We start from the raw sequence: 20,448 nt of genomic DNA on the forward strand, positions 1-20,448 counted from the left end.
GGGCCATGTCCTCCTCCCTGTCCGGTGACGACTCCCTGCTCCTGCCCGAGTTCGACGCGCCGCCCGCAGACCCGCTCGACCTCGCCCGCACCTGGCTCGACCAGGCCGGCGAGCACGAGGTGTCCGAGCCGCTCTCGATGACGCTGGCCACCGCCGGTGCGGACGGCCGCGTCGGTGCCCGGACGGTCGACGTCAAGCGGATCGACGACCGCGGCCTGGTGTTCGGCACCTCGACGCTCAGCCCGAAGGGACGGCAGCTCGCGGAGAACCCGCACGCCGCCCTGCAGGTGTACTGGCGCGAGACGATGCAGCAGCTCCGCTTCGAGGGCCGCGCCGTGCAGCTCTCCGACGCGGAGTCCGACGCGCTCTTCGCCGACCGGTCGCCGAAGTCGCGCGCCGCCACGGCCGTCGCCGACCAGTCCGCGGTGCTCGAGCCCCGGACGTTGCAGGACCTGATCGACGACGCGAACGTGCTCCTCGACGAGTCCGACGACGACGTGCCGCGCCCGGCGGGGTGGGTCGCGTGGCGGCTCGAGCCGGACCTCGTCGAGTTCTGGCACGGCAGCCGCGACCGGATGCACCGCCGCCTGCAGTACGCGCACGCCCACGGCGCCTGGTCGGCGACCCGCCTCCAGCCGTAGCGCCGCGCGCCAGAGGCGCCCCGCCCCGGCAACCGCCGATGGGTCGCGAGCGTGCGGCGACGGGGCGGGTCAGCCCCGCCCGATGGGGTTCGACATCGCCCCCGCCCGGATGAGCGAGGACGACTGGTCCGCCAGGTCGACCATCGCGAGCGTGTTGCGCAGCTGCAGCCGGTTCAGGCAGGAGTGCTCGAACGTCGGCACCCGCAGGTCGAGCGGACGCCGACGGTCCGGGTGCTCCGCCGCGTGCCGGTCGACGCACCCGCCGACGAGCCGCCAGAAGACGTCCCCGGGCAGGACCCCGTCGTCGTCGAGGACCGCTGCCAGGAAGCGCAGCACCCCGTCGAACACGTCGGTGAACACGGCGAGCGCCGCCTCGTCGTCGTCGACCGGGTGCACGATGCGGCGGATGTCCTCGGGCACCGGACGGTCGTCGTGCTCCCCGAGGACCACGACCTCCTCGCCGATGTCCTTCATGAACGCGCCGGTCACGGCCCCGTCGCGCAGGACGAGCACCAGGTTCTCGCCGTGCGGCATGAACGCCAGGTCGTGCACGGTCAGGCAGTGCACGACCGGCCGCAGGTACGCGTCGAGGAAGCGCCGCACCCACGTCGCCGCGTCCAGCCCCGAGGTACGCACGAGCTCGGCGGCGACCGCACGCCCGTCGGCGTCCCGGTGCAGCAGTGCCGCCATCGTCATGAGCTGCTCCCCGGGAGCCGTCCTGGGCACCGGGCTCTCCCGCCACAGCGCCGCGATCATCTTCCGCTGCGGCGAGGCGACGTCCACCCGGTGGTACGCGTCGCCGGTGTACCCGATCGCCGCGTGTTCGCGCAGCACCCGGAACCCGGCGTCCCGCAGGGTGGTGTCGGCCGCCACGAGCGACGCGACCCAGTCGTTCACCGCTGGGGTCGAGCGCATGTACGCCGGGGACATGCCCCGCAGGAACCCCATGTTCTGCACCGCGAGCGCCGTCTTCACGTACGAGCGCTCGGGGTGGCTGCGGTCGAAGGCGGTGCGGATGGACTGCTGCGGCTGGAACAGGTCCCGACCCTCCCCGAGGTCGACGAGGTCCTGCCGGCCGAGGTCGGGCGCGAACGTCACGGCGATGCGGTGCTGCCACTGCCAGGGGTGCACCGGCAGCCAGACGTAGTCGTCGGGGTCCAGGCCGCGTCGGGTGAGCGTCCGGCGGTGCTCGGCGACCGTGTCGGCCCCGAGTTCCGCGGCCCAGTGCTCCGCCTCGGTCCGGTCCTCGGCGAGCGCCAGGGAGGTGTGCGCCCGACGGGCGGCGAGCCACCGGATGCGGAAGCGGCCGCCGGACTCCGGTGCGTACGCCCGGTACTCGTCCAGGCCGAACCCGATCCGCCCGTTCGCGGCGACGAACGCCGGGTGCCCCTCGGTCATCGCCGCCTCGACGTCCTGGAACGAGGCGACGACGTCCCCGTCCCGTCGGCCGCGGGCGAGCTGTCGGGCCGACGGACCTCCGCGGCGGTGCTTGGCGGCCGCGCTCGCGAGCGTCGAGGCCACCTCCTCCAGGTACGTGCCGAGCAGGGCGTCCGGGATCCCGAGCACGTCGCGCAGTTCCAGCACGAGGTCCTGCGCGTCGAGCGGCAGCGGCACGGGGTCGGCCGAGGCGGACTCCCGCGTCAGGGTGCGCTCGTCGACGGACCAGTGCTCGAGCTGGTGCTGCCGTGCCCGGAAGCGGTAGCGCGAGCCGCCGGTGTCGAGCAGCCACCCGTCGCCGTCCGGTCGCGGTGTGACGAGTCGCTCGTGTGTGAACTCCGCCACGGCCTTCGCCACCAGGTGTCGTTGCGCGACCGCCAGGTGCTCGGGCCGGAGGTGCGCGGCCGGGCCGTCGTCGTCGGGCACGCCGATCGATGCGGTGTCGAGCACCGAGAGCAGCGCGCGCTTGCCGTCCAGGTCGACCTCGCGGAGCGCCCGGAACCCGACCTCGGCGTTCTTCGCCTGCACCGCGCTGTTCCGCACGTCCGGCTCGACGACCACGCGCCGGGCACCGAGGGCGTCCCGGCAGTGCTCGACCACGGCGCGCATCACGGCACTGGTGAGTCCGTGCACCCGCCCTGCCACGGGAGGCGGGGCGACGAGCAGGTGCATGCCGACGTCACCGGGACGTGCGTCCCAGACGTCGACGAGCAGGACCGTCGCCGGGTCGTAGGTCTCGGCGTACGCGCACGGCACCCCGTCGCGCAGGACGAGCCAGCCGTCCTGCGCCGGGTCGGCCTGCACCGCGGTCAGGTACGTCCGCACGCCGTCGACGTCGACGTGCTGCATGCCCCACCACGACGACGGCGGAGCCGCGAGCCACGACTGCACGCGGGCGGTGTCCCGCTCCGGGTTCACCGGCACCACGGACAGGAGGCCCGGCAGCACCTCCGCCAGACCGGTCCGGTCGTGCTGGACCGCGCTCATGCGCGCACCTCCGCGCGCTCGCCGCGCTCGGCGCGCTCGGCGCGGACCGAGGCGGGCAGACCGAACTCCTGGAAGGCGATCCGGGCCTCCAGGCCGTAGACCTCGCGCCCCGTGACGGACCGGATGATCGACGCGTTCCGCCACGCCCCCATGCCGAGGTCCGGTGCGGTCAGGCCGTGCGTGTGCTCCTCGGCGTTCTGCACCCAGATCCGACCGCCGAGGGTGTCCACGTGGTGGTCGCGGGCGACGGCGGGTCGGCCGCCGGCGTCACGCGCCACGAGGTGCGCGACCGGGTCGAGGAACCGCGGCGGCCGCGGCGCGTACCCGGTGGCGAGGACCAGGCGCTCGACCTCGTGCTCGTACGTCTCGCCGAGCTGCTCGTGCCGGAGCGTCAGCCGGTACACGCCCCGGTCGGCGTCCCAGTCGGCGGCGGTGACGCTCGTCTCGGTGCGCAGCGTCGTCGGGACGGGACCCCTGGCGCTGATCCGGTACAGCGCGTCGTAGACCTCGCCGACCAGGTCCGCGCTGATGCCCTTGTACAGCCCGCGTTGCTCGCGGCCGAGGCGGTCCCGGACGTGCTCGGGCAGCGCGTGGAAGTGGTCGGTGTACTCCGGACTCGTCATCTCGAGGGTGAGCTTCGTGTCCTCCATCGGGAAGAACCGCGGCGACCGGGTGATCCAGTCCAGGCGGTACCCGCCGTCGCGGATGCCCTCGAGGAGGTCGCGGTAGACCTCGGCGGCGGACTGGCCGCTGCCGATCACCGCGACGGACCCGGCGCTCCGGAGGGCGTCCCGGTTCGGCAGGTAGTCGGCCGAGTGCAGCACCGGGCCGTCCAGGTCGCGGAGCGCGGCGGGCACCGACGGCTCGGTCCCGACGCCGACCACGACGTGCCGGGCCCGGTACGTCTCCGCGCCGTCCGCCGTCTCGGCGTGCACGGTGAACAGGTCCTGCTCGGCGTCGTGCTCGACCGCGACCACCCGGCGTCCCCAGCGGAGGGTGTCGAGCCGGTCGGCGGCCCAGCGGCAGTAGGCGTCGTACTCGCTGCGGAGGGGGTGGAAGTCCTCGCGGATGAAGAAGGGGTAGAGCCGACCGGTCTCCTTGAGCCAGGCCAGGAACGAGAACGACGAGGTCGGGTCCGCCATCGTGACGAGGTCGGCGAGGAACGGCACCTGGATCGTCGCGTCGTCGAGCATCATGCCGTGGTGCCAGGCGAAGCCGTCACGCGCGTCGAGGAACACGGCGTCGAGGTCGTCGATCGGGTCGGCCAGGCAGGCCAGCCCGAGGTTGAACGGGCCGATGCCGATGCCGACGACGTCGTGCACCCGGGTCGTGGCGGTCGCGGTCGCGTCGACGGCGGTCATCGTGCGGCTCCGCCGGTCACGGTCGGCCGGGTCGACGCCGCGCGCAGGCGCTCCGCCGTGGCCACCACGTGGTCGAGGGAGGCCCGCATCTGCTCCGCCGTCGTCGCCGGGTTGAGCAGGGTCAGCTTGTTGCACGGCCGCCCGTCGACCACGGTCTTCGCGATGAGCACCCGTCCCTCGGCCAGGAGCGCCGCGCGGAGCGGTGCCACCATCGCGTCCGACTCCTCGTCGGTGACCCCCGCCGGCTGCCAGCGGAACAGGACCGTGCTCAGCTGCGTCGGTGCCACGAGGACGAGGTCCGGGTCGGCCTGCACGAGCGTGTGCGTGTCGGCGGCCAGGTCGACGACGGCGTCGAAGGCCCGTCCGATCGCCTCCGCTCCGGAGGCGCGGAGCGTCGCCCAGAGCTTCAGCGCGTCGAACCGGCGGGTGGTCTGCAGTGACTTGTCGACCTGGTTCGGTTCCGTCGCGCCCTCCGGGTTGAGGTAGTCCGCGTGCCAGGAGGCCCGGCGTAGGTCCGCCGGGTCGCGCACCACGAGCACGCTCGACGACACCGGCTGGAAGAAGGACTTGTGCAGGTCGGTCGTGACGCTGCGGGCGCGCTCGATGCCGTCGAGCAGGTGCCGTCGCGTCGGGGACACGAGCAGGCCGCACCCGTAGGCGGCGTCGACGTGCAGCCACACGCGCTCGAGGTCGCACACGTCCGCGATCGGCGCGAGCGGGTCGATCACCCCGCGGTCGGTGGTGCCGGCCGTGACGACGACGGCCATCGGGGTGCGACCGTCGGCGCGGCCGTCGGCGATCGCGAGAGCCAGTGCGGACGGGAGCATCCGGCCGGACGTGTCGGTCTCGACGTCGACGACCGCGGCGTCGGGCAGGCCGAGCAGTCGGGCGGACTTGCGCACGCTGAAGTGCGTCTCCGCGGTGGCGAACACGGCGAGGTCGGCGAGCGCGGGGGCGGCGGCGGGCGTCGCGGAGGCGGCCGTCGCGGACGCGGCGACCCTGGCGGGGGCGGCCGTCGCGGCCTCCCGCGCCAGGAGGAGGGCCTGCAGGTTGGACTGTGACCCGCCCGACGTGAAGATCCCGTCACCCGTCGGGAAGCCGATCCGCCGGGCCAGCCAGTCGACCACGTGCCGCTCGATGTCGGTCCCGATGCGCGACTGGTCCCACGTGTCGACCGAGGGGTTGACGGCGGCGAGCACGGCCTCCGCGGCGACCGCGGGCAGGGCGACCGGGCAGTTGAGGTGCGCGAGGTACCCGGGCGTGTGGAACCAGACGGCCTCGCGGACGAACAGGTCGTCGAGTTCGGCGAGCGCACGCTCGGTGCCGAGTGCCGGTCCGTCGAGGTCGACCGTGGCGACGCGCTGGTGGAGGTCCACCGCGGGGGTGTCGGTCGTCGGGACCTCGGCGACGGCGATGCGGTCGGCGAGTCGGTCGATGGTCGCGCCCACGGCCTGCCGGTAGCGCTGCGCCGTCTCGGGACTGATCAGGTCGAGCGGAGTCGTGTCGAGCGGAGTCGTGTCGAGCGGGGTCATGTTAGGTGAGGCTAACCTCACCTGCTCCCCCTGTCACCCGTCCGGAGCACCGGGCGTTGCGGACGCGAGTGACCCTCGAGTGCGTCCGGGCCGGGGCTCCCGGTACGGTCGGGGCATGGGGCACGTCCAGCAGCTCACCGTCCGACCAGCCGTCGACACGGATGCGCCGGGCATCGCCGACGTGCACGTGCAGGCTTGGCGCGAGGCGTACGCCCACCTGCTGCCGGCGGCGTTCCTCGCGTCACTCGACCCCGTCGCGCGCACCACACGGTGGCGGCGGACGATCGCGGGCGCGAGCGCAGCCGGCACGAGCGTGGCGGTCGCCGAGCACGGCGGAGCCGTCGTCGGGTGGGCCACCGCGGGTCCGGCTCGCGACGACCCCGCCATCCGGGACGTCGAGCTCACCGGCATCTACGTCCTGGCATCGGCGCACGGGTCGGGCGCCGGTCAGCTGCTCCTCGACGCCGTCCTCGGCAACGCACCGGCGTTCCTGTGGGTCGCCGACGACAACCCCCGGGCGCAGGCCTTCTACCGGCGGAACGGGTTCCGCCGTGACGGCACGACGAAGACCGAACGCCTCGGCGACAACGCGGTCCTCGCCGCCCGGATGGTGCGCTGAGGCGTCGGCTAGAGCTTCTCGATCGGCGCGATCTTGATGAGCAGCTTCTTCCGCCCCGCGCTGTCGAACGCGATCTCGGCGATCCGCTTCGCACCCTGACCGGTCACCGCCGAGACGGTCCCCTGCCCGAAGTCGACGTGCGAGATCCGGTCGCCCGGAGCCAGCTCCATGTCGCCGTTGTCCCGGACCTGCCCGGACACCCGGTTCGCCCACTCCGTCTTCGGCTTCGTCTTCGCCGCGGCGGCCGCACGGTCGTAGGACCCGCCGCCCCAGCCGCCACCGCCCCGGTAGCCACCGCCACCGGTGCCGCCGCCGAAGCCGCCGTCGCGCTTGGCGTTGAGCGCGCGGGGCTGTGTGCCGCCGCGACTGTTCGCCATGCCCGGTGACTGCTTCCACTCGACGAGCCCCTCGGGGATCTCCTGCAGGAAGCGTGAGGGCATCGCCACGTTGACGTCGCCGAACTGCGCCCGGGTCATCGCGAGCGACAGGAACAGGACCTTCTTCGCCCGGGTGATGCCCACGTAGAACAGGCGTCGCTCCTCGGACGGACCACCGGGCTCGTTCGCCGACATCCGGTGCGGGAGCAGGTCTTCCTCCACACCGGTCAGGAACACGGCGTCGTATTCCAGGCCCTTCGCGGTGTGCAGCGTCATGAGCGACACCGTGCCGGAGGAGTCGTCGAGTTCGTCGGCCGCGGCCACCAGGGAGACCTCGGTGAGGAAGTCGGCGAGCGTGCCCTCGGGGTTGTTCTTCTGGAACTCCCGGGTCACGGCGACGAGTTCGTCGATGTTGTCGGCACGGGCGGCGTCCTGCGCGTCCGGCGACTTCCGGAGCTGTTCGAGCAGCCCCGAGCCGTCGAGCAGCTGGGTGAGGGTGTCGACCACCGGCTGGTCCGCGGCCTTGGCGGCGACCTCGTCGAGGAGCCCGGCGAACGAGGTGATCGCGGTGCGCACCTTCGGTCCGAACCCGAGCTCGTCCGCGTGCCGCAGGGCCTCGCGCATCGAGACCTCGTGCTCGTCGGCGTACCGCTGCAGGGCGGTCTCGGTGACGGCGCCGATGCCGCGCTTCGGCACGTTGAGGATGCGTCGGAGCGACAGCGGGTCCGCCGGGTTGGCGACCGTGATCAGGTACGCCATCGCGTCCTTGATCTCGGCGCGCTCGTAGAACTTCGTGCCGCCGAGCACCCGGTACGGGATCGCGGCGCGGATGAAGATCTCCTCGAGCGCACGCGTCTGCGAGTTCGTCCGGTAGAACACCGCCATGTCGCGGTAGTCCATGCCGTCCTCGTGCAGACGCTGGATCTCGTCCGCGACGAACTGCGCCTCGTCGTGCCCGGTGTACCCGGTGAAGCCGACGATCTTCTCGCCGGCACCCACGTCCGTGAACAGGTTCTTCGCCTGCCGGTCGAAGTTGTTCGCGATGACCGCGTTCGCGGCGTCGAGGATGTTCTGCGTCGATCGGTAGTTCTGCTCGAGCAGGATCACCTTCGAGTTCGGGAAGTCCCGCTCGAACTCGACGATGTTGCGGATGTCCGCGCCGCGGAAGGCGTAGATCGACTGGTCGGAGTCACCCACGACCGTGAGCGACGCCGGCGCCATCGACCCGTCGGTCTCCCGCATCCGCTCGACGTGCTGCCCGGCGTCCTCGAGCTTGTCGACCTGCTCCACGGGCACGGGACGGGTGAGTTCGCGGATGAGCGCGTACTGCGCGTGGTTCGTGTCCTGGTACTCGTCGACCAGGACGTACCGGAAGCGGCGCTGGTAGAGCGCGGCGATCTCGGGGAACGCGCGGAACAGGAACACGGTCTGCCCGATGAGGTCGTCGAAGTCGAACGCGTTCGCCCGGCGGAGCTCGCTCGTGTACCGCCGGAACACCTCGGTGAACATGACCTCTTGCGGGTCGTCCGTGTTGATGTTGCGCGCGTAGGTGTCGATGTCCTGCAGCTCGTTCTTGAGCTTCGAGATCTTCGACGCCGCCGCCCCGACGGTCAGCCCGAGCGTGTCCGCTTCGAGGTCCTTGATGATCCGCTTGAGCAGCGCCCGGGAGTCGGCCGAGTCGTAGATGGTGAACGACTGCGGGAACCCGAACCGCTCGGCCTCGCGCCGGAGGATCCGCACGCATGCCGAGTGGAAGGTCGAGATCCACATGCCCTCGGCGGCCTGCCCGACCAGGGCCTGCACCCGCTCGCGCATCTCGGCCGCGGCCTTGTTCGTGAACGTGATCGCGAGGATCTGGGACGGCCAGGCCTCGCGGTTGGCCAGCAGGAGCGCGATGCGTCGAGTGAGCACGCTCGTCTTGCCCGAACCGGCACCGGCCACGATGAGCAGGGACTCGCCGCGGTACTCGACGGCTTCCTTCTGCTGGGGGTTCAGGCCCGCGGTGAACGGGTCCTCGTACGCACGGTCACCCGCGCCGGGACCGTGCGTACGGCCGGGCGTCGAGTCGGAGGGGTCGAGCACGATCGTCATGTCCGGGACAGTCTAGGCGCGACCTGCGACACCCATCAGGCCCGCGCAGCGCCGTCCGCGACGAGCGATCGGGCACGGACGGCGAGGTCCGCGTGGTCCGCGAACACCCCGTCCACGCCCGTCCGGACGACCGAGGTGAACCACCGCTCCCAGTCGCCGTGCGCCGCCAGGTCGCCCCCGCGCCGGAGCGCCGCGGGCAGGAACCGGTTCTCCGGTCGGAGCGTCCACGTGTACACCGCGAGCCCGACGGCGTGCGCCCGCTCGACGACGTCGCTCCGCACCGGTCCCGGGTCGTCGACGGCGCGGGTGTCCACACCTGCCATCAGGGTCGGCAGGTCCACGCTGATCCCGTCGAACTCCGTCGCGAGCCGGGCCAGTGCCGCGTCGGTCCGCTCGGTGGCGTACGTGGGGGCCGCGGCGCCGGCTGTGGCGACCTCGTCCGCGGCCGCGCCCCGGGCCTCCTGGAGGTACACCAAGCGCGCACCGGTGCCGAGCGCGGCCACCTCGCGCAGCACGCACTTCTCGAAGGACTCGACCGTCAGCCGGTCGTCGCCACGCCAGCCGGCCGAGCCGAGGACGCCGTCCAGCAACGAGGCCATCGGGAACCCCGCGGCGGCGAACGCGCTGGCGTGCTTCACCTCGGCGACGAGCCCGACCCGCCGCGGGGCGGCGTCCAGGATCGCGAGCAGGTCCTCCAGGCGCAGGACCGTGTCCTCGCCGTCGTGCTGCCGGGAGGCCCGGCGCAGCTCCGGCAGGCGCTCACGGGTCCGCAGGGTGCGCAGTTCCTCCCACGTGAAGTCCTCGGTGAACCAGCCCGTGACCCGGTGCCCGTCGATCGTCTTCGTCGTCCGCCGGTCCCGGAACTCCGGGCGGTCGGCGACGTCGGTCGTGCCGGACACCTCGTTCTCGTGCCGGAGCACCAGGACGCCGTCCTTCGTCGGCACGAGGTCCGGCTCGATCGCGTCCGCACCGAGCGCGATCGCGAGCTCGTAGGCGCTGCGGGAGTGCTCGGGCCGGTACCCGGAGGCACCGCGGTGGGCGATGACGAGCGGCTGCATGCACGCGACGATACGGACTGCGCGAGGACGTCGCCGACGTTCAGCCAGCGTGGGGACACCGTTCGGTGGACCGACAGCAGCGGTCCATAGGCTCGTCACCAGGAGGGCCCGGGGACGTTCCGCTTCCCGCGAATCCACAGCCATCGAGCACACCTGGCCCGTAGGCTGTGAGGACACGAAGGAACGGCTCCGCCGCACTCCTTCCCGAGCCCACGAGCCGATGCCATCCGGGTACCGGCTCCACGACTCCACACCAGAGGAAATCAGAGGACACCATGGCCTTCAAGCCCGGTTTCGACCAGTCCCCCGCCTTCAACGACGCGGGCCGGAACGCATGGGGCGCCGGCTCGAACACGCAGCAGGGGTACCCCCAGCAGGGCTACCCGCAGCAGGGCGGCTACCCGCAGGCGCCGTACGGCCAGACCGGCTGGGGACAGGCGCCGCAGCAGCCCGGGTTCTCGCCCGACCAGCTGCGTGACATGTACGACCGCCCCTCGGCGAACAAGGTCGACACGGACCGGATGTCGTACGAGGACACCATCGTCAAGACGCTCCTGGCGTTCGGCGTGCTCATCGTCGGTGCCGTCGCCGGCTGGAACCTCCCGCCGGTGGTCTGGATCGTCGGCGCGCTCGTCGGGTTCGTCCTCGCGCTGGTGAACACCTTCAAGAAGAAGCCGTCGCCCGCCCTGGTGCTGGCGTACTCCTTCTTCGAGGGCCTCTTCGTCGGTGGCATCTCGGGCATGTACAACACCATGTGGGACGGCATCGTCACGCAGGCGGTGTTCGGCACGCTCGGTGTCTTCGCGGTCACGCTCCTGCTCTTCACGTCCGGCAAGGTCCGCGCGACCCCGAAGGCCACGCGGTTCTTCATCGTCGCGATGGTCGGCTACATGGCGTTCTCGCTCGTCAACATCGTGCTGATGCTCCTGGGCGTGACGCAGTCGGCGTTCGGGCTCCTCGGCGTCACGGTGTTCGGCATCCCGCTCGGTGTCGTGATCGGCATCCTCGTGGTGCTCATGGCGGCGTACTCGCTCGTCCTCGACTTCGACCAGATCAAGACCGGTGTCGAGCGCGGCGCTCCCCGCATCTACGCCTGGACGGCGGCGTTCGGCCTCATCGTCACGCTCGTCTGGCTGTACCTCGAGATCCTGCGCATCCTGGCGATCATCGCCAGCAGCTCGCGCAACTAGCTCGCAGCACACGGAGGGCCCCGGCAGTCGCCGGGGCCCTCGGTCGTTCCCGCGCGCTGCGCCGCCGGCACGACGCGGTCCCGGGACTCGCCGCGCGCGCCCGCCGAGGTTCCGTGGTTCCGGAACCTCGCGCCCCGAGATGCCGCACTTCCGGAACCACGGCGACCGCATGCGGCACGTCGTGGAAGCACGGCGTGCAGCAGCAAGCACGTGGGCGGGCCACTAGTCGGGAGGCACCGGTTCCGCGATTCCGGAACCTCGCGCTCCGACATGGCGCACTTTCGGAACCGCCGCGACCGCGGGCGGCACGTCGTGGAACCGCGACGGGAGGCGCACGGCAAGGAGGCGCGGGGCGCGCCCGGCAGGACGAGCGAGGGCCCGGTACGCACTGCGTACCGGGCCCTCGGGCGTCAGGGAGCCTCACTCCCACTCGATCGTCCCCGGCGGCTTCGACGTGACGTCGAGCACGACCCGGTTGACGTCGCGCACCTCGTTGGTGATGCGGTTCGAGATCTTCGCGAGCACGTCGTACGGCAGGCGCGTCCAGTCAGCGGTCATGGCGTCCTCGGACGAGACCGGACGGAGGACGATCGGGTGCCCGTAGGTACGACCGTCGCCCTGGACACCGACCGAACGGACGTCGGCGAGGAGCACGACCGGGCACTGCCAGATCTCGTCGTCCAGGCCCGCTGCGGTCAGCTCGGCGCGGGCGATCGCGTCCGCGGCCCGCAGGATCTCGAGGCGCTCGGCGGTGACCTCGCCGACGATGCGGATGCCGAGACCCGGGCCGGGGAACGGCTGACGCCCGACGATGACCTCGGGGAGTCCGAGCTCGCGGCCGACCGCGCGGACCTCGTCCTTGAACAGGGTGCGGAGGGGTTCGACGAGCTGGAACGTCATGTCGTCGGGCAGCCCGCCCACGTTGTGGTGCGACTTGATGTTCGCGGTGCCCGAACCGCCGCCGGACTCGACGACGTCCGGGTACAGCGTGCCCTGCACGAGGAACTTGACCTCGGCGTCACCGTCGGACGCGCGCGCTTCGAGCACGAGTGCCTCGGCCGCGGCCTCGAACGTGCGGATGAACTCGCGCCCGATGATCTTGCGCTTCTGCTCCGGGTCGCTGACGCCGGCGAGCGCGTCGAGGAACTGCTCGCGGGCGTCGACCGTGACGAGTCGGACACCGGTGGAGGCGACGTAGTCCTCCTCCACCTGCTTGCGCTCGTCGGCGCGGAGGAGCCCGTGGTCGACGAACACGCACGTCAGCTGGTCACCGACGGCCTTGTGCACGAGCGCCGCGGCGACGGCGGAGTCGACGCCACCGGACAGCCCGGCGATCACGCGGGACGAGCCGACCTGCGCGCGGATTCGCTCGACCTGCTCCTCGATCACGTTCGCGGAGTTCCAGTCGCCCGGCAGCCCGGCAGCCCGGTGCAGGAAGTTCTCGAGCACGGCCTGGCCGAACGCCGAGTGCTTGACCTCCGGGTGCCACTGCACGCCGTAGAGCTTGCGCTCGTCGGAGGCGAAGGCGGCCACGGGCGTCGAGTCGCTGGAGGCGAGGACCTCGAAGCCCTCCGGGGCCTTCGCGACCGAGTCACCGTGCGACATCCAGGTGGTCTGTGACGCCGGCTGCCCGCCGAGCAGGACGCTGTCGGTGCCGCTGACGGTGACGTCGGTCGCGCCGTACTCGCGCAGGCCGGTGTGTGCGACCTCGCCGCCGAGCGACTTCGCCATGGCCTGGAAGCCGTAGCAGATGCCGAGCACCGGGACGCCGAGGTCGAGGATCTCGCTGTCCAGGGCCGGAGCGCCGTCCTCGTAGACGGAGGACGGGCCTCCCGACAGGACGATCGCGGCGGGGTCCTTCGCGCGGATCTCGTCCGCCGTCACGGAGTGCGGGACGATCTCGCTGTAGACGTTGGCCTCGCGGACGCGCCGTGCGATCAGCTGCGCGTACTGCGCGCCGAAGTCGACGACGAGGACGGGACGCTGTTCGGTCTCGCTCACCGAGCGCTCTCCTTCTCCCGCGACTGCTGCGCGGTCAGCTCGTGGTGGGTGGTCATGGCGGCCTTCTGCATGCGGTGCTCGACCACGAAGGACATGAACGGGATGATGCCGCCGAGGGCGATCAGCAGGAAGCGCGACGGCCGCCAGCGCATGATGCTCCAGAGGCGGAAGTCCGCGAAGAGGTAGACGACGTACAGCCAGCCGTGGGCGATGAGGATCGCGACGGACAGGTTGAACGTGCCGGGCGCCTCGCCGGCGGTGCCGTTCGGGACGAAGAACGCTCCCCCGCCGAGCTGCATCTCGCGCTGGATCGGCGTGTACTTGATGACGACCTCGACGATCAGGGCCAGCAGCAGCACACCGGTGATGTACGCGGAGATGCGGTAGAACCGCACGGCCCCCGGGATCTTCGGGATGTCGCGGGTCCGGACGGTCAAAGCCATGCCGTCGATCCTACCGGCGACCCGGCTCGGCCCGGGCGTCGTCCACAGCGGCCTCGTCGGCGGGCGCCTCGTCATCAGCGGCGCCACCGGCGGCCGCTTCGGCGGTCTCGCGCTCCTCGTCCTGCTCGCGCTCCCAGGCGTCCTTCACGAAGCGGTACCAGAGGAAGACGGCGAACCCGGCGAAGACGACCCACTCGACCGCGTAGAACAGGTTGAGCCAGTCGAACTGGACCTCGCGCGTGGGGGCCCGGTCGGCGATGGTGCCGAGGTCCGCGGCGTCCGCGACGGCGGCTCCGGCGACGACGTAGCCGCCGTACATCCGGTCGTCGAACGCCTTCCAGGTGTTGACGAACCGGGCCGGGGCGACGGCGGAGTACTCGCCCTGCTCGAAGGCGTCCTGGTCGGGCGACTCGGCCGGGTAGTACCGGCCCTCGACCGTCATGGTCGCGCCGTCGGTCAGACGGTCACCCCCGGCGACGGCGGCCGCCCGCTGGTCGGACCACCCGATCACGACCGGGAGGCTCGCCCCCGTCGCGTCGTCGACCAGGTGTCCGACGGCCTGGTACGTCCCACCCCCGCTGCGGCCGGTGAGGACGGTGGTGTCCCCGGCGACGAAGCGCCCGGAGACGGTGATCTTCTGCCCCGCGAGCGTCGAACCGACGGGCTTCTCGGGGGTCGTGACGTCATCGAGAGCGCGCCGCGTCTCCGTCCCGGCGGGCAGCGGCTTGCCGTTCTCGATGCTGCGCTCGAGCTGCCACCTGCCGAGCGCGGCGAACACGCCCGCCAGCACGATGGCCAACACGAGCAGTGCGATCCACCTCGGACGTCGTGCAACGGCCCACATGCGTGTCAGTACTCCGGATCGCGTGGTCGGACCGGGCGTTCGGGACGCTCGGCTGGGATCTCGATCGACGACGTGCTCACGCGCACGGGTTCCGGTGTGACCGGCTGTGCGCGCGACGGCGTCGTCTCCGGTTCCCCATTCTCGCGCTCTTCCCTGCCCGCAGCCTCCACGAGGGCGATCTCCTCGGCGAACCGACGGTCGCGCTCGGCCTTGCGCTCGGCGGCGGCCTGCGCTGCCGCCAGCTCGCGCCCGCGGAGCTTCCGCACCCGACCCGGCCGGAGCACGAGCCGACCGATGCGGTCGGAGTTCACCGCGAGCAGCGGACCGAGCACCGCCATGATGAGGACGTAGAGCCCGGCGAACGCGGTGATGCGTTCCTCGAGTCCGGCCGCCGCGGACAGCGTCGCGAGGATGAGCGCGAACTCCCCGCGGTTGACGAGGATGACCGCCGTGTTGATGCCCTGCTGGACGCTGAAGCCGTTCATCCGGGCGACGAGCTGCCCCGCGACGGCGTTGAGCACGACGGTCATGCCGATGGCGGCGACGACCGGCCAGAGCACCTCGCCGAAGGTCGAGACGTCCAGGCCGAGGCCGAAGTTCACGAAGAAGAACGCCGCGAAGACGTCACGCATCGGGAGCGCCAGCTGTTCGATGCGGTCCCGGTAGCGCGTGGCACCACAGAGCAGCCCGATGACGAACGCACCGATGGCGTCGGTCACGCCGAGCAGGTCCCCGATGCCACCGAACATCACCGCGAGGCCGAAGAACAGCACGGTGAACAGCTCGTCGTCGCGGGTCGCGAAGATCCGCGAGACCTGCTTGCCGCCCCAGCGCGCCAGGCTGAACATGACGATGAGGAACCCGAACGCGAGCGCGAGCTTCCCGATGACCGCCCAGACGTTCGTGTCGCCGGAGAGCACCACGGACACGATCGCCAGGTAGACGGCGATGAAGACGTCCTCGATGACGGTGACGCCGAGGATCATCGGTGTCTCGTCGTTCGCCAGGCGCCGGAGCTCGATGAGGAGCTTCGTCACGATGGCGCTCGACGACGTCGCCGTCATCCCCGCGATGATCAGGGCTTCGCGCGTGCCCCATCCGAGTGAGAAACCGAACGCGAACCCGACGCCCATGTTGATCGCGACGTAGGTGCCGCCCGACACGAGGAGCTTGCCGGCGTTGCCGTAGAACTCCTCTTGGTCGAACTCCAACCCCAGGTTGAACAGCAGCAGGATGAGCCCGAACGTGGCGATGAGCTCGATCGTGTGGGACTCGACGCTCAGTCCGATCCACGGGGTGTGCGGGCTCGCGATGAGCCCGACCACCATGTAGACCGGGATCGCCGGCAGGCCGATGGTCTTGCCGAGACGTCCGAGGACGTAGGCGATGAGGAACAGGCCGCCGATGGTCAGCAGCTCACCACCCAGGTGCATCGACTAACTCCCGGGCGGCGCCTCGGCAGCGGCTGCTGCCAACTGACCGCTGCGGTAGAAGGAGAACGCCTTCGCGACCTTCTCGGGCGCGCCGGCGACCACGATCGTGTCCCCGGGGAACACGACGAAGTCGGACGAGGGCGCCGGGTTGGCGCTGTCGCCGCGGACCACCGCGACGACCGTCAGGCCGATGAACCCGGAGTCGTGCAGGTCGCCGAGGGGCTTGCCCGCGATGGCGTCGTCGTAGTCGACGCTGAACCAGTCGATCGACAGGCCGGGGATCTCGTCGAGCTTGTCGAGGCCCTCCGTGATCCGGGTGCCGCCGAGCAGCTCGGCGAGGGTGTGCGCCTCGTCCTCGCTCAGGCGGAGCGAGACCTTCTCGGACTTGTCCGCGCCGTCGGCGACGTCCGCGAACGAGATGAGGTCGGAGTGACCCGACCGGTGCGTGATGACACCGCACTTGCCACCGTCGTCGGTGTAGAAGCTGTGCAGCACGCCGACGCCGGGGAGTTTGACGCGATGGACGTCGACCATGATGGCTCCCTTTCCCAGGACACCCATGCTAACCACCGGGAGGGCTGGGCCATTCCGTTCTCCACAGGTCATCCCGGCGGTGGACGCGGCGGTCCACCCCGCCCGGTGAGGATGGCCGGATGACCTCCAAGACCGTCGTCGCCGTGTCCGGCGCGCTCGTCGTCACCGCCTACGCCGCGCTGCTGGCGGTGAACGCCCTCGTGCTCGACCCGCTCGCCGCGGTGCCGGGGAAGTCGCTGTCGGAGATCTACGCCACCGTCGACGCGATGGGCATGAACTCCCGGCAGGACGTCGTCGGTGTGCTGGTGACGGCCGGCATCGGCGTGGTCCTCGCCGTCGGCTTCGCGATCGCGGCGATCTGGAAGGAGATCCCCGTACCGGTGGCCCTCGTCTGCCACCTCGCCCTGGTCGCGTGCGGCGCCGGTGCCGTCTTCCAGTCGGGCTTCTTCCTCGGCATGGACGTCGCGGACTCCTTCGGGGTGTCCGGCGGCGCGCACGGCATGGGCGCCGCTGTGCTCTACGGCACGAGCCTCGCGGCCCTCGTCGCGATCCCGGCGGTCCTGTTCCTGTTCCTGACGATGGTGCAGACCCTCCGCCGCGCCCGCACCGCCGCATAGCCACCCGCGGCGGCGCGACGACGGCGTCGACGCGCAGCCGCAGCCCGTCGGCGCAGAACGCGGCCACCGACCGTGCGTGGTGGGCGGACGGGAGGCGCGCCCTCAGCTGGTCCCCGGACCCGCGCCGGCCCGGTCCGGACCGACCGACGCACCAGCGGCACGTCGTCGTTTCCGGGTGGGGAGCCTCCCGTCCGGCCCGCGTCAGCTGGGCTCGGTCGTCTTCTCGCCCACGACCTGCTCGTCGGACGCCGTCGCCCCCTCGGCGCCGTCGCTCCGGCCGCCGCCGACGACGACGTCGTCCTCCTCGAACCCGAACGCGATGTCCGGCGCCTCGAGCCGCACGCGGTCAGCGGACTCGTCGTCGGGTTGCAGCTGCGACTCCCGCTCGGCGGCCACCCGCTTGAGGTAGTTCGACACCTCGTTCTCGGTGGTCTCCTGGTCCCAGCCGAGCACGTCCGCCATGAGCCGCGCGGCCACCGGCGCCGCGGACTCGCCGCGGTCCCATGCCTCGATGGAGATGCGGGTGCGGCGGGCGAGGACGTCCTCCAGGTGCAGGGCACCCTCGTGCGAGGCCGCGTACACGACCTCGGCCCCGATGTAGTCGTCGGCACCGGGCAACGGCTCGGCGAGTGAGGGGTCCTCCTGCACGAGCTGCAGCACCTCGGTCGCCAGGGTGCCGTACCGGTTGAGCAGGTGCTCGATCCGGACCTTGTGCACGCCGAACGTCTTCGCGGTGCGGGCCCGCTTGTTCCACGCGGCCGGGTAGCCCTCGGCGCCGAGCAGCGGGATGTCCTGCGTCGTCGACTCCGGGATCCTGCCGTCCATCGCTGCGGCGGCCTCGTCGATGGCGTCCTTGCCCATCACGCGGTAGGTCGTCCACTTGCCACCGGCGACGACCACGAGGCCCGGGGCCGTGTGCGCGACGACGTGCTCGCGGCTGAGCTTCGACGTGGCCTCGGACTCCCCCGCCAGGAGCGGTCGGAGACCGGCGTAGACGCCCTCGACGTCCTCGCGGGTGAGCGGCACGGCGAGCACCTTGTTGACGTGTTCGAGGATGTAGTCGATGTCCGCCGCGGTCGCCGCCGGGTGCGCCTTGTCGAGGTACCAGTCGGTGTCGGTCGTGCCGATCAGCCAGTGGCGACCCCACGGGATGACGAACAGGACGCTCTTCTCGGTGCGGAGGATCATGCCCGAGTTCGACTGGAACCGGTCGCGCGGGACGACGAGGTGCACGCCCTTCGACGCACGCACCTTGAACTGCCCGCGGGTGCCGACCATCGCCTGGGTGTCGTCGGTCCAGACACCCGTCGCGTTGACGATCTGCTTCGCCCGGATGTCGAAGTGCTCACCGGTCTGGATGTCGTGCGCGTGCGCCCCGACGACCCGCTCCCCGACCTTGATGAAGCCCTCGATCCGGACCCGCGAGGCAGCGTGTGCGCCGTACGAGGCCGCCGTGCGGACGAGTGCGGCCACGTAGCGGGCGTCGTCGACCTGCGCGTCGTAGTAGGTCATGCCGCCGACGAACGCGTCCTTCTTCAGGGACGGCATCGAGTGGAGCACCTGCGTGCGGGTGAGGTGGCGGTGGTGCGGCACGCCGGGCGGACGTCCGCCGGACCAGCTGAAGACGTCGTACATCGCCATGCCGATGCCGATGTAGAAGCGCTCCCAGACCCGGTGGTTGAGCGGGTACAGGAAGCGGACCGGCTTGACCAGGTGCGGGGCGATGCGCTGGAGCAGCAGGCCGCGTTCGATGAGGGCCTCGCGGACGAGCGTGAAGTTGAGCTGCTCGAGGTACCGGATGCCACCGTGCACGAGCTTCGACGACCGGCTGGACGTGCCCGAGCCCCAGTCGCGGGCCTCCACGATCCCGACCGACAGGCCCCGGGTGACGGCATCGAGTGCGGCACCACCGCCGACGATGCCGCCGCCGACGACCAGGACGTCGAGCTCCCGGGTCTTCAGGGTCTCGATCGCGGCCTCGCGCTCGTCCGGGCCGAGCTTCGTCGCGGGGTCGAACCCCGCGGTGCTCGACGCACCGTTCGTGACCGTCGTTGTCATGATCGCCTCCATCGCCGTCCGGCGCCGGAGCAGCGCCCGCGGATCGTCCACGGGCGCACCGCGTCAGCGGTGGTAGGGCGCCACGACCACTTCTACTCGCTGGAACTCCTTGACGTCGGAGTACCCGGTCGTCGCCATCGACCGACGCAGGGCGCCGACCAGGTTGGCGCGGCCGTCCCACGACGGGGTCGGGCCGTTCAGGATGCTCTCGAGCGAGCCGATGGTGCCGACCTCGACGCGACGGCCGCGGGGCAGCTCGGGGTGGTGCGCTTCGGCACCCCAGTGGAAGCCACCGCCCGGCGCCTCTGACGCGCGGGCCAGTGCGGTGCCGAGCATGACGGCGTCGGCCCCCATCGCGATCGCCTTGACGACGTCCCCGGCGGTGTCGAGACCGCCGTCCGCGATGACGTGCACGTACCGCCCGCCGGACTCGTCCATGTAGTCGCGACGAGCGCCGGCGACGTCGGCGACCGCGGTGGCCATGGGTGCGTGGATGCCGAGCGCGGCACGCGTGGTCGACGCCGCGCCCCCGCCGAAGCCGACGAGCACGCCCGCGGCACCGGTGCGCATGAGGTGCAGGGCCGCCGTGTAGGTGGAGGCGCCGCCGACGATCACCGGGACGTCGAGCTCGTAGATGAACTTCTTGAGGTTGAGCGGCTCGGTGTTCTGCGACACGTGCTCGGCGCTGACCGTCGTGCCGCGGATGACGAACAGGTCGACACCGGCGTCCACGACCGTCTGCGAGAACTCCTGTGTGCGCTGCGGGCTCAGCGAGCCGGCGACCGGGACGCCGGCGGCACGGATCTCGGCCAGACGGCGGGTGATCAGCTCGGCCTTGACCGGCTCGGCGTAGATCTCCTGCATGCGCTTCGTGACGTTGCCGTCGGTCAGCGTGCGGATCTCGGCGAGGTACGGCTCCGGATCCTCGTAGCGGGTCCACAGGCCCTCGAGGTCGAGGACCCCGAGGACGCCGAGACGCCCCATCTCGATGACGGTCGCGGGCGAGGCGACGGAGTCCATCGGCGCGGACAGGATCGGCGACTCGAAGGTGAACGCGTCGATCGACCACTGGACGTTGACGTCCCGCGGGTCACGCGTCCGCCGCGAGGGGACCACCGCGATGTCGTCGAACGCGTACGCCCGACGTCCGCGCTTGCCTGCACCGATCTCGACTTCGCTCACCCGGCAACCCTACCGGGCGGGGTGTGCGGGTGGCACGGCCGGA

The 20,448-nt window shown here is 71.5% G+C and carries 16 protein-coding genes; 4 read left to right on the forward strand and 12 right to left on the reverse strand.

The genetic code is table 11. The annotated features are described in order from the left end of the window. Nucleotides 1-5 precede the first annotated feature (5 nt). The gene (locus DEI84_RS00110; RefSeq protein ID WP_110889239.1) at nt 6-641 is read left to right on the forward strand and encodes a pyridoxal 5'-phosphate synthase; all 636 of its coding nucleotides are present in this window, start codon (nt 6-8) and stop codon (nt 639-641) included. Between the two features lie 69 nt (nt 642-710). Here the strand turns inward: DEI84_RS00110 and DEI84_RS00115 are convergent, their stop codons facing one another. Genes DEI84_RS00115 through DEI84_RS00125 form a run of 3 tightly spaced genes read right to left on the reverse strand, consistent with a single transcriptional unit; the run spans nt 711 to nt 5,958 of the window. Further along, entirely contained in the window at nt 711-3,065 is a 2,355-nt protein-coding gene (locus DEI84_RS00115; RefSeq protein WP_110889240.1) for a GNAT family N-acetyltransferase, read from the reverse strand. Beyond that, the gene (locus tag DEI84_RS00120; RefSeq protein WP_110889241.1) at nt 3,062-4,426 is read right to left on the reverse strand and encodes a lysine N(6)-hydroxylase/L-ornithine N(5)-oxygenase family protein; all 1,365 of its coding nucleotides are present in this window, start codon (nt 4,424-4,426) and stop codon (nt 3,062-3,064) included. The genes DEI84_RS00115 and DEI84_RS00120 overlap by 4 nt, the downstream gene beginning before the upstream one ends. Continuing rightward, nucleotides 4,423-5,958 (reverse strand): pyridoxal-dependent decarboxylase, encoded by a 1,536-nt coding sequence (locus DEI84_RS00125; RefSeq protein WP_110889242.1) that lies wholly within the window; start codon nt 5,956-5,958, stop codon nt 4,423-4,425. Before DEI84_RS00125 ends, DEI84_RS00120 begins: the two co-directional genes overlap by 4 nt. 115 nt (nt 5,959-6,073) lie before the next feature. Here DEI84_RS00125 and DEI84_RS00130 point away from each other — a divergent pair, with 115 nt between their 5' ends. Then, nucleotides 6,074-6,577 carry a GNAT family N-acetyltransferase gene (locus tag DEI84_RS00130; protein WP_110889243.1) on the forward strand — a complete coding sequence of 168 codons (504 nt, stop codon included), beginning with the start codon at nt 6,074-6,076 and terminating at the stop codon, nt 6,575-6,577. Between the two features lie 8 nt (nt 6,578-6,585). On the opposite strand, the gene DEI84_RS00135 is transcribed toward DEI84_RS00130, so the two are convergent. Together DEI84_RS00135 and DEI84_RS00140 are read right to left on the reverse strand one after the other, a co-directional pair. Beyond that, on the reverse strand, nt 6,586-9,045 hold the full coding sequence (locus DEI84_RS00135) for an ATP-dependent helicase (protein ID WP_110889244.1): 2,460 nt from the start codon (nt 9,043-9,045) through the stop codon (nt 6,586-6,588). A gap of 35 nt (nt 9,046-9,080) precedes the next feature. Further along, entirely contained in the window at nt 9,081-10,103 is a 1,023-nt protein-coding gene (locus tag DEI84_RS00140; protein WP_110889245.1) for a glycerophosphodiester phosphodiesterase family protein, read from the reverse strand. Nucleotides 10,104-10,378: 275 nt separating this feature from the next. Here DEI84_RS00140 and DEI84_RS00145 point away from each other — a divergent pair, with 275 nt between their 5' ends. Continuing rightward, nucleotides 10,379-11,293 (forward strand): Bax inhibitor-1/YccA family protein, encoded by a 915-nt coding sequence (locus DEI84_RS00145; RefSeq protein WP_110889246.1) that lies wholly within the window; start codon nt 10,379-10,381, stop codon nt 11,291-11,293. A gap of 420 nt (nt 11,294-11,713) precedes the next feature. Here the strand turns inward: DEI84_RS00145 and guaA are convergent, their stop codons facing one another. The 5 genes from guaA to DEI84_RS00170 are packed head-to-tail and all read right to left on the reverse strand — an operon-like array spanning nt 11,714 to nt 16,548. Next, nucleotides 11,714-13,294: a glutamine-hydrolyzing GMP synthase gene (gene guaA, locus DEI84_RS00150; protein WP_110889247.1), complete on the reverse strand. Its 1,581-nt coding sequence runs from the start codon at nt 13,292-13,294 to the stop codon at nt 11,714-11,716. Then, nucleotides 13,291-13,737, reverse strand: a complete 447-nt coding sequence (locus DEI84_RS00155) for a DUF3817 domain-containing protein (RefSeq protein WP_110824190.1) — start codon at nt 13,735-13,737, stop codon at nt 13,291-13,293. Before DEI84_RS00155 ends, guaA begins: the two co-directional genes overlap by 4 nt. Nucleotides 13,738-13,747: 10 nt before the next feature. Further along, entirely contained in the window at nt 13,748-14,539 is a 792-nt protein-coding gene (locus DEI84_RS00160) for an SURF1 family cytochrome oxidase biogenesis protein (RefSeq protein ID WP_181420290.1), read from the reverse strand. Between the two features lie 47 nt (nt 14,540-14,586). Then, complete coding sequence (locus tag DEI84_RS00165; protein WP_110824192.1) at nt 14,587-16,014, reverse strand: cation:proton antiporter; 1,428 nt, start codon at nt 16,012-16,014, stop codon at nt 14,587-14,589. Nucleotides 16,015-16,017: 3 nt separating this feature from the next. Beyond that, nucleotides 16,018-16,548 carry a cation:proton antiporter regulatory subunit gene (locus tag DEI84_RS00170; protein ID WP_110824193.1) on the reverse strand — a complete coding sequence of 177 codons (531 nt, stop codon included), beginning with the start codon at nt 16,546-16,548 and terminating at the stop codon, nt 16,018-16,020. 119 nt (nt 16,549-16,667) lie between these two features. Between DEI84_RS00170 and DEI84_RS00175 the strand changes: the two genes are divergently transcribed. Beyond that, complete coding sequence (locus tag DEI84_RS00175) at nt 16,668-17,165, forward strand: hypothetical protein (protein WP_110889249.1); 498 nt, start codon at nt 16,668-16,670, stop codon at nt 17,163-17,165. A gap of 201 nt (nt 17,166-17,366) precedes the next feature. On the opposite strand, the gene DEI84_RS00180 is transcribed toward DEI84_RS00175, so the two are convergent. Both DEI84_RS00180 and DEI84_RS00185 read right to left on the reverse strand, forming a co-directional pair. Then, nucleotides 17,367-19,223: a glycerol-3-phosphate dehydrogenase/oxidase gene (locus DEI84_RS00180; protein ID WP_110889550.1), complete on the reverse strand. Its 1,857-nt coding sequence runs from the start codon at nt 19,221-19,223 to the stop codon at nt 17,367-17,369. Between the two features lie 63 nt (nt 19,224-19,286). Continuing rightward, nucleotides 19,287-20,405, reverse strand: coding sequence for a GuaB3 family IMP dehydrogenase-related protein (locus DEI84_RS00185; protein WP_110889250.1), 1,119 nt, complete (start codon nt 20,403-20,405; stop codon nt 19,287-19,289). Nucleotides 20,406-20,448: the final 43 nt, after the last annotated feature.

It is taken from the genome of Curtobacterium sp. MCBD17_023 (assembly GCF_003224415.1).
In the GTDB taxonomy this organism is placed as follows: domain Bacteria; phylum Actinomycetota; class Actinomycetes; order Actinomycetales; family Microbacteriaceae; genus Curtobacterium.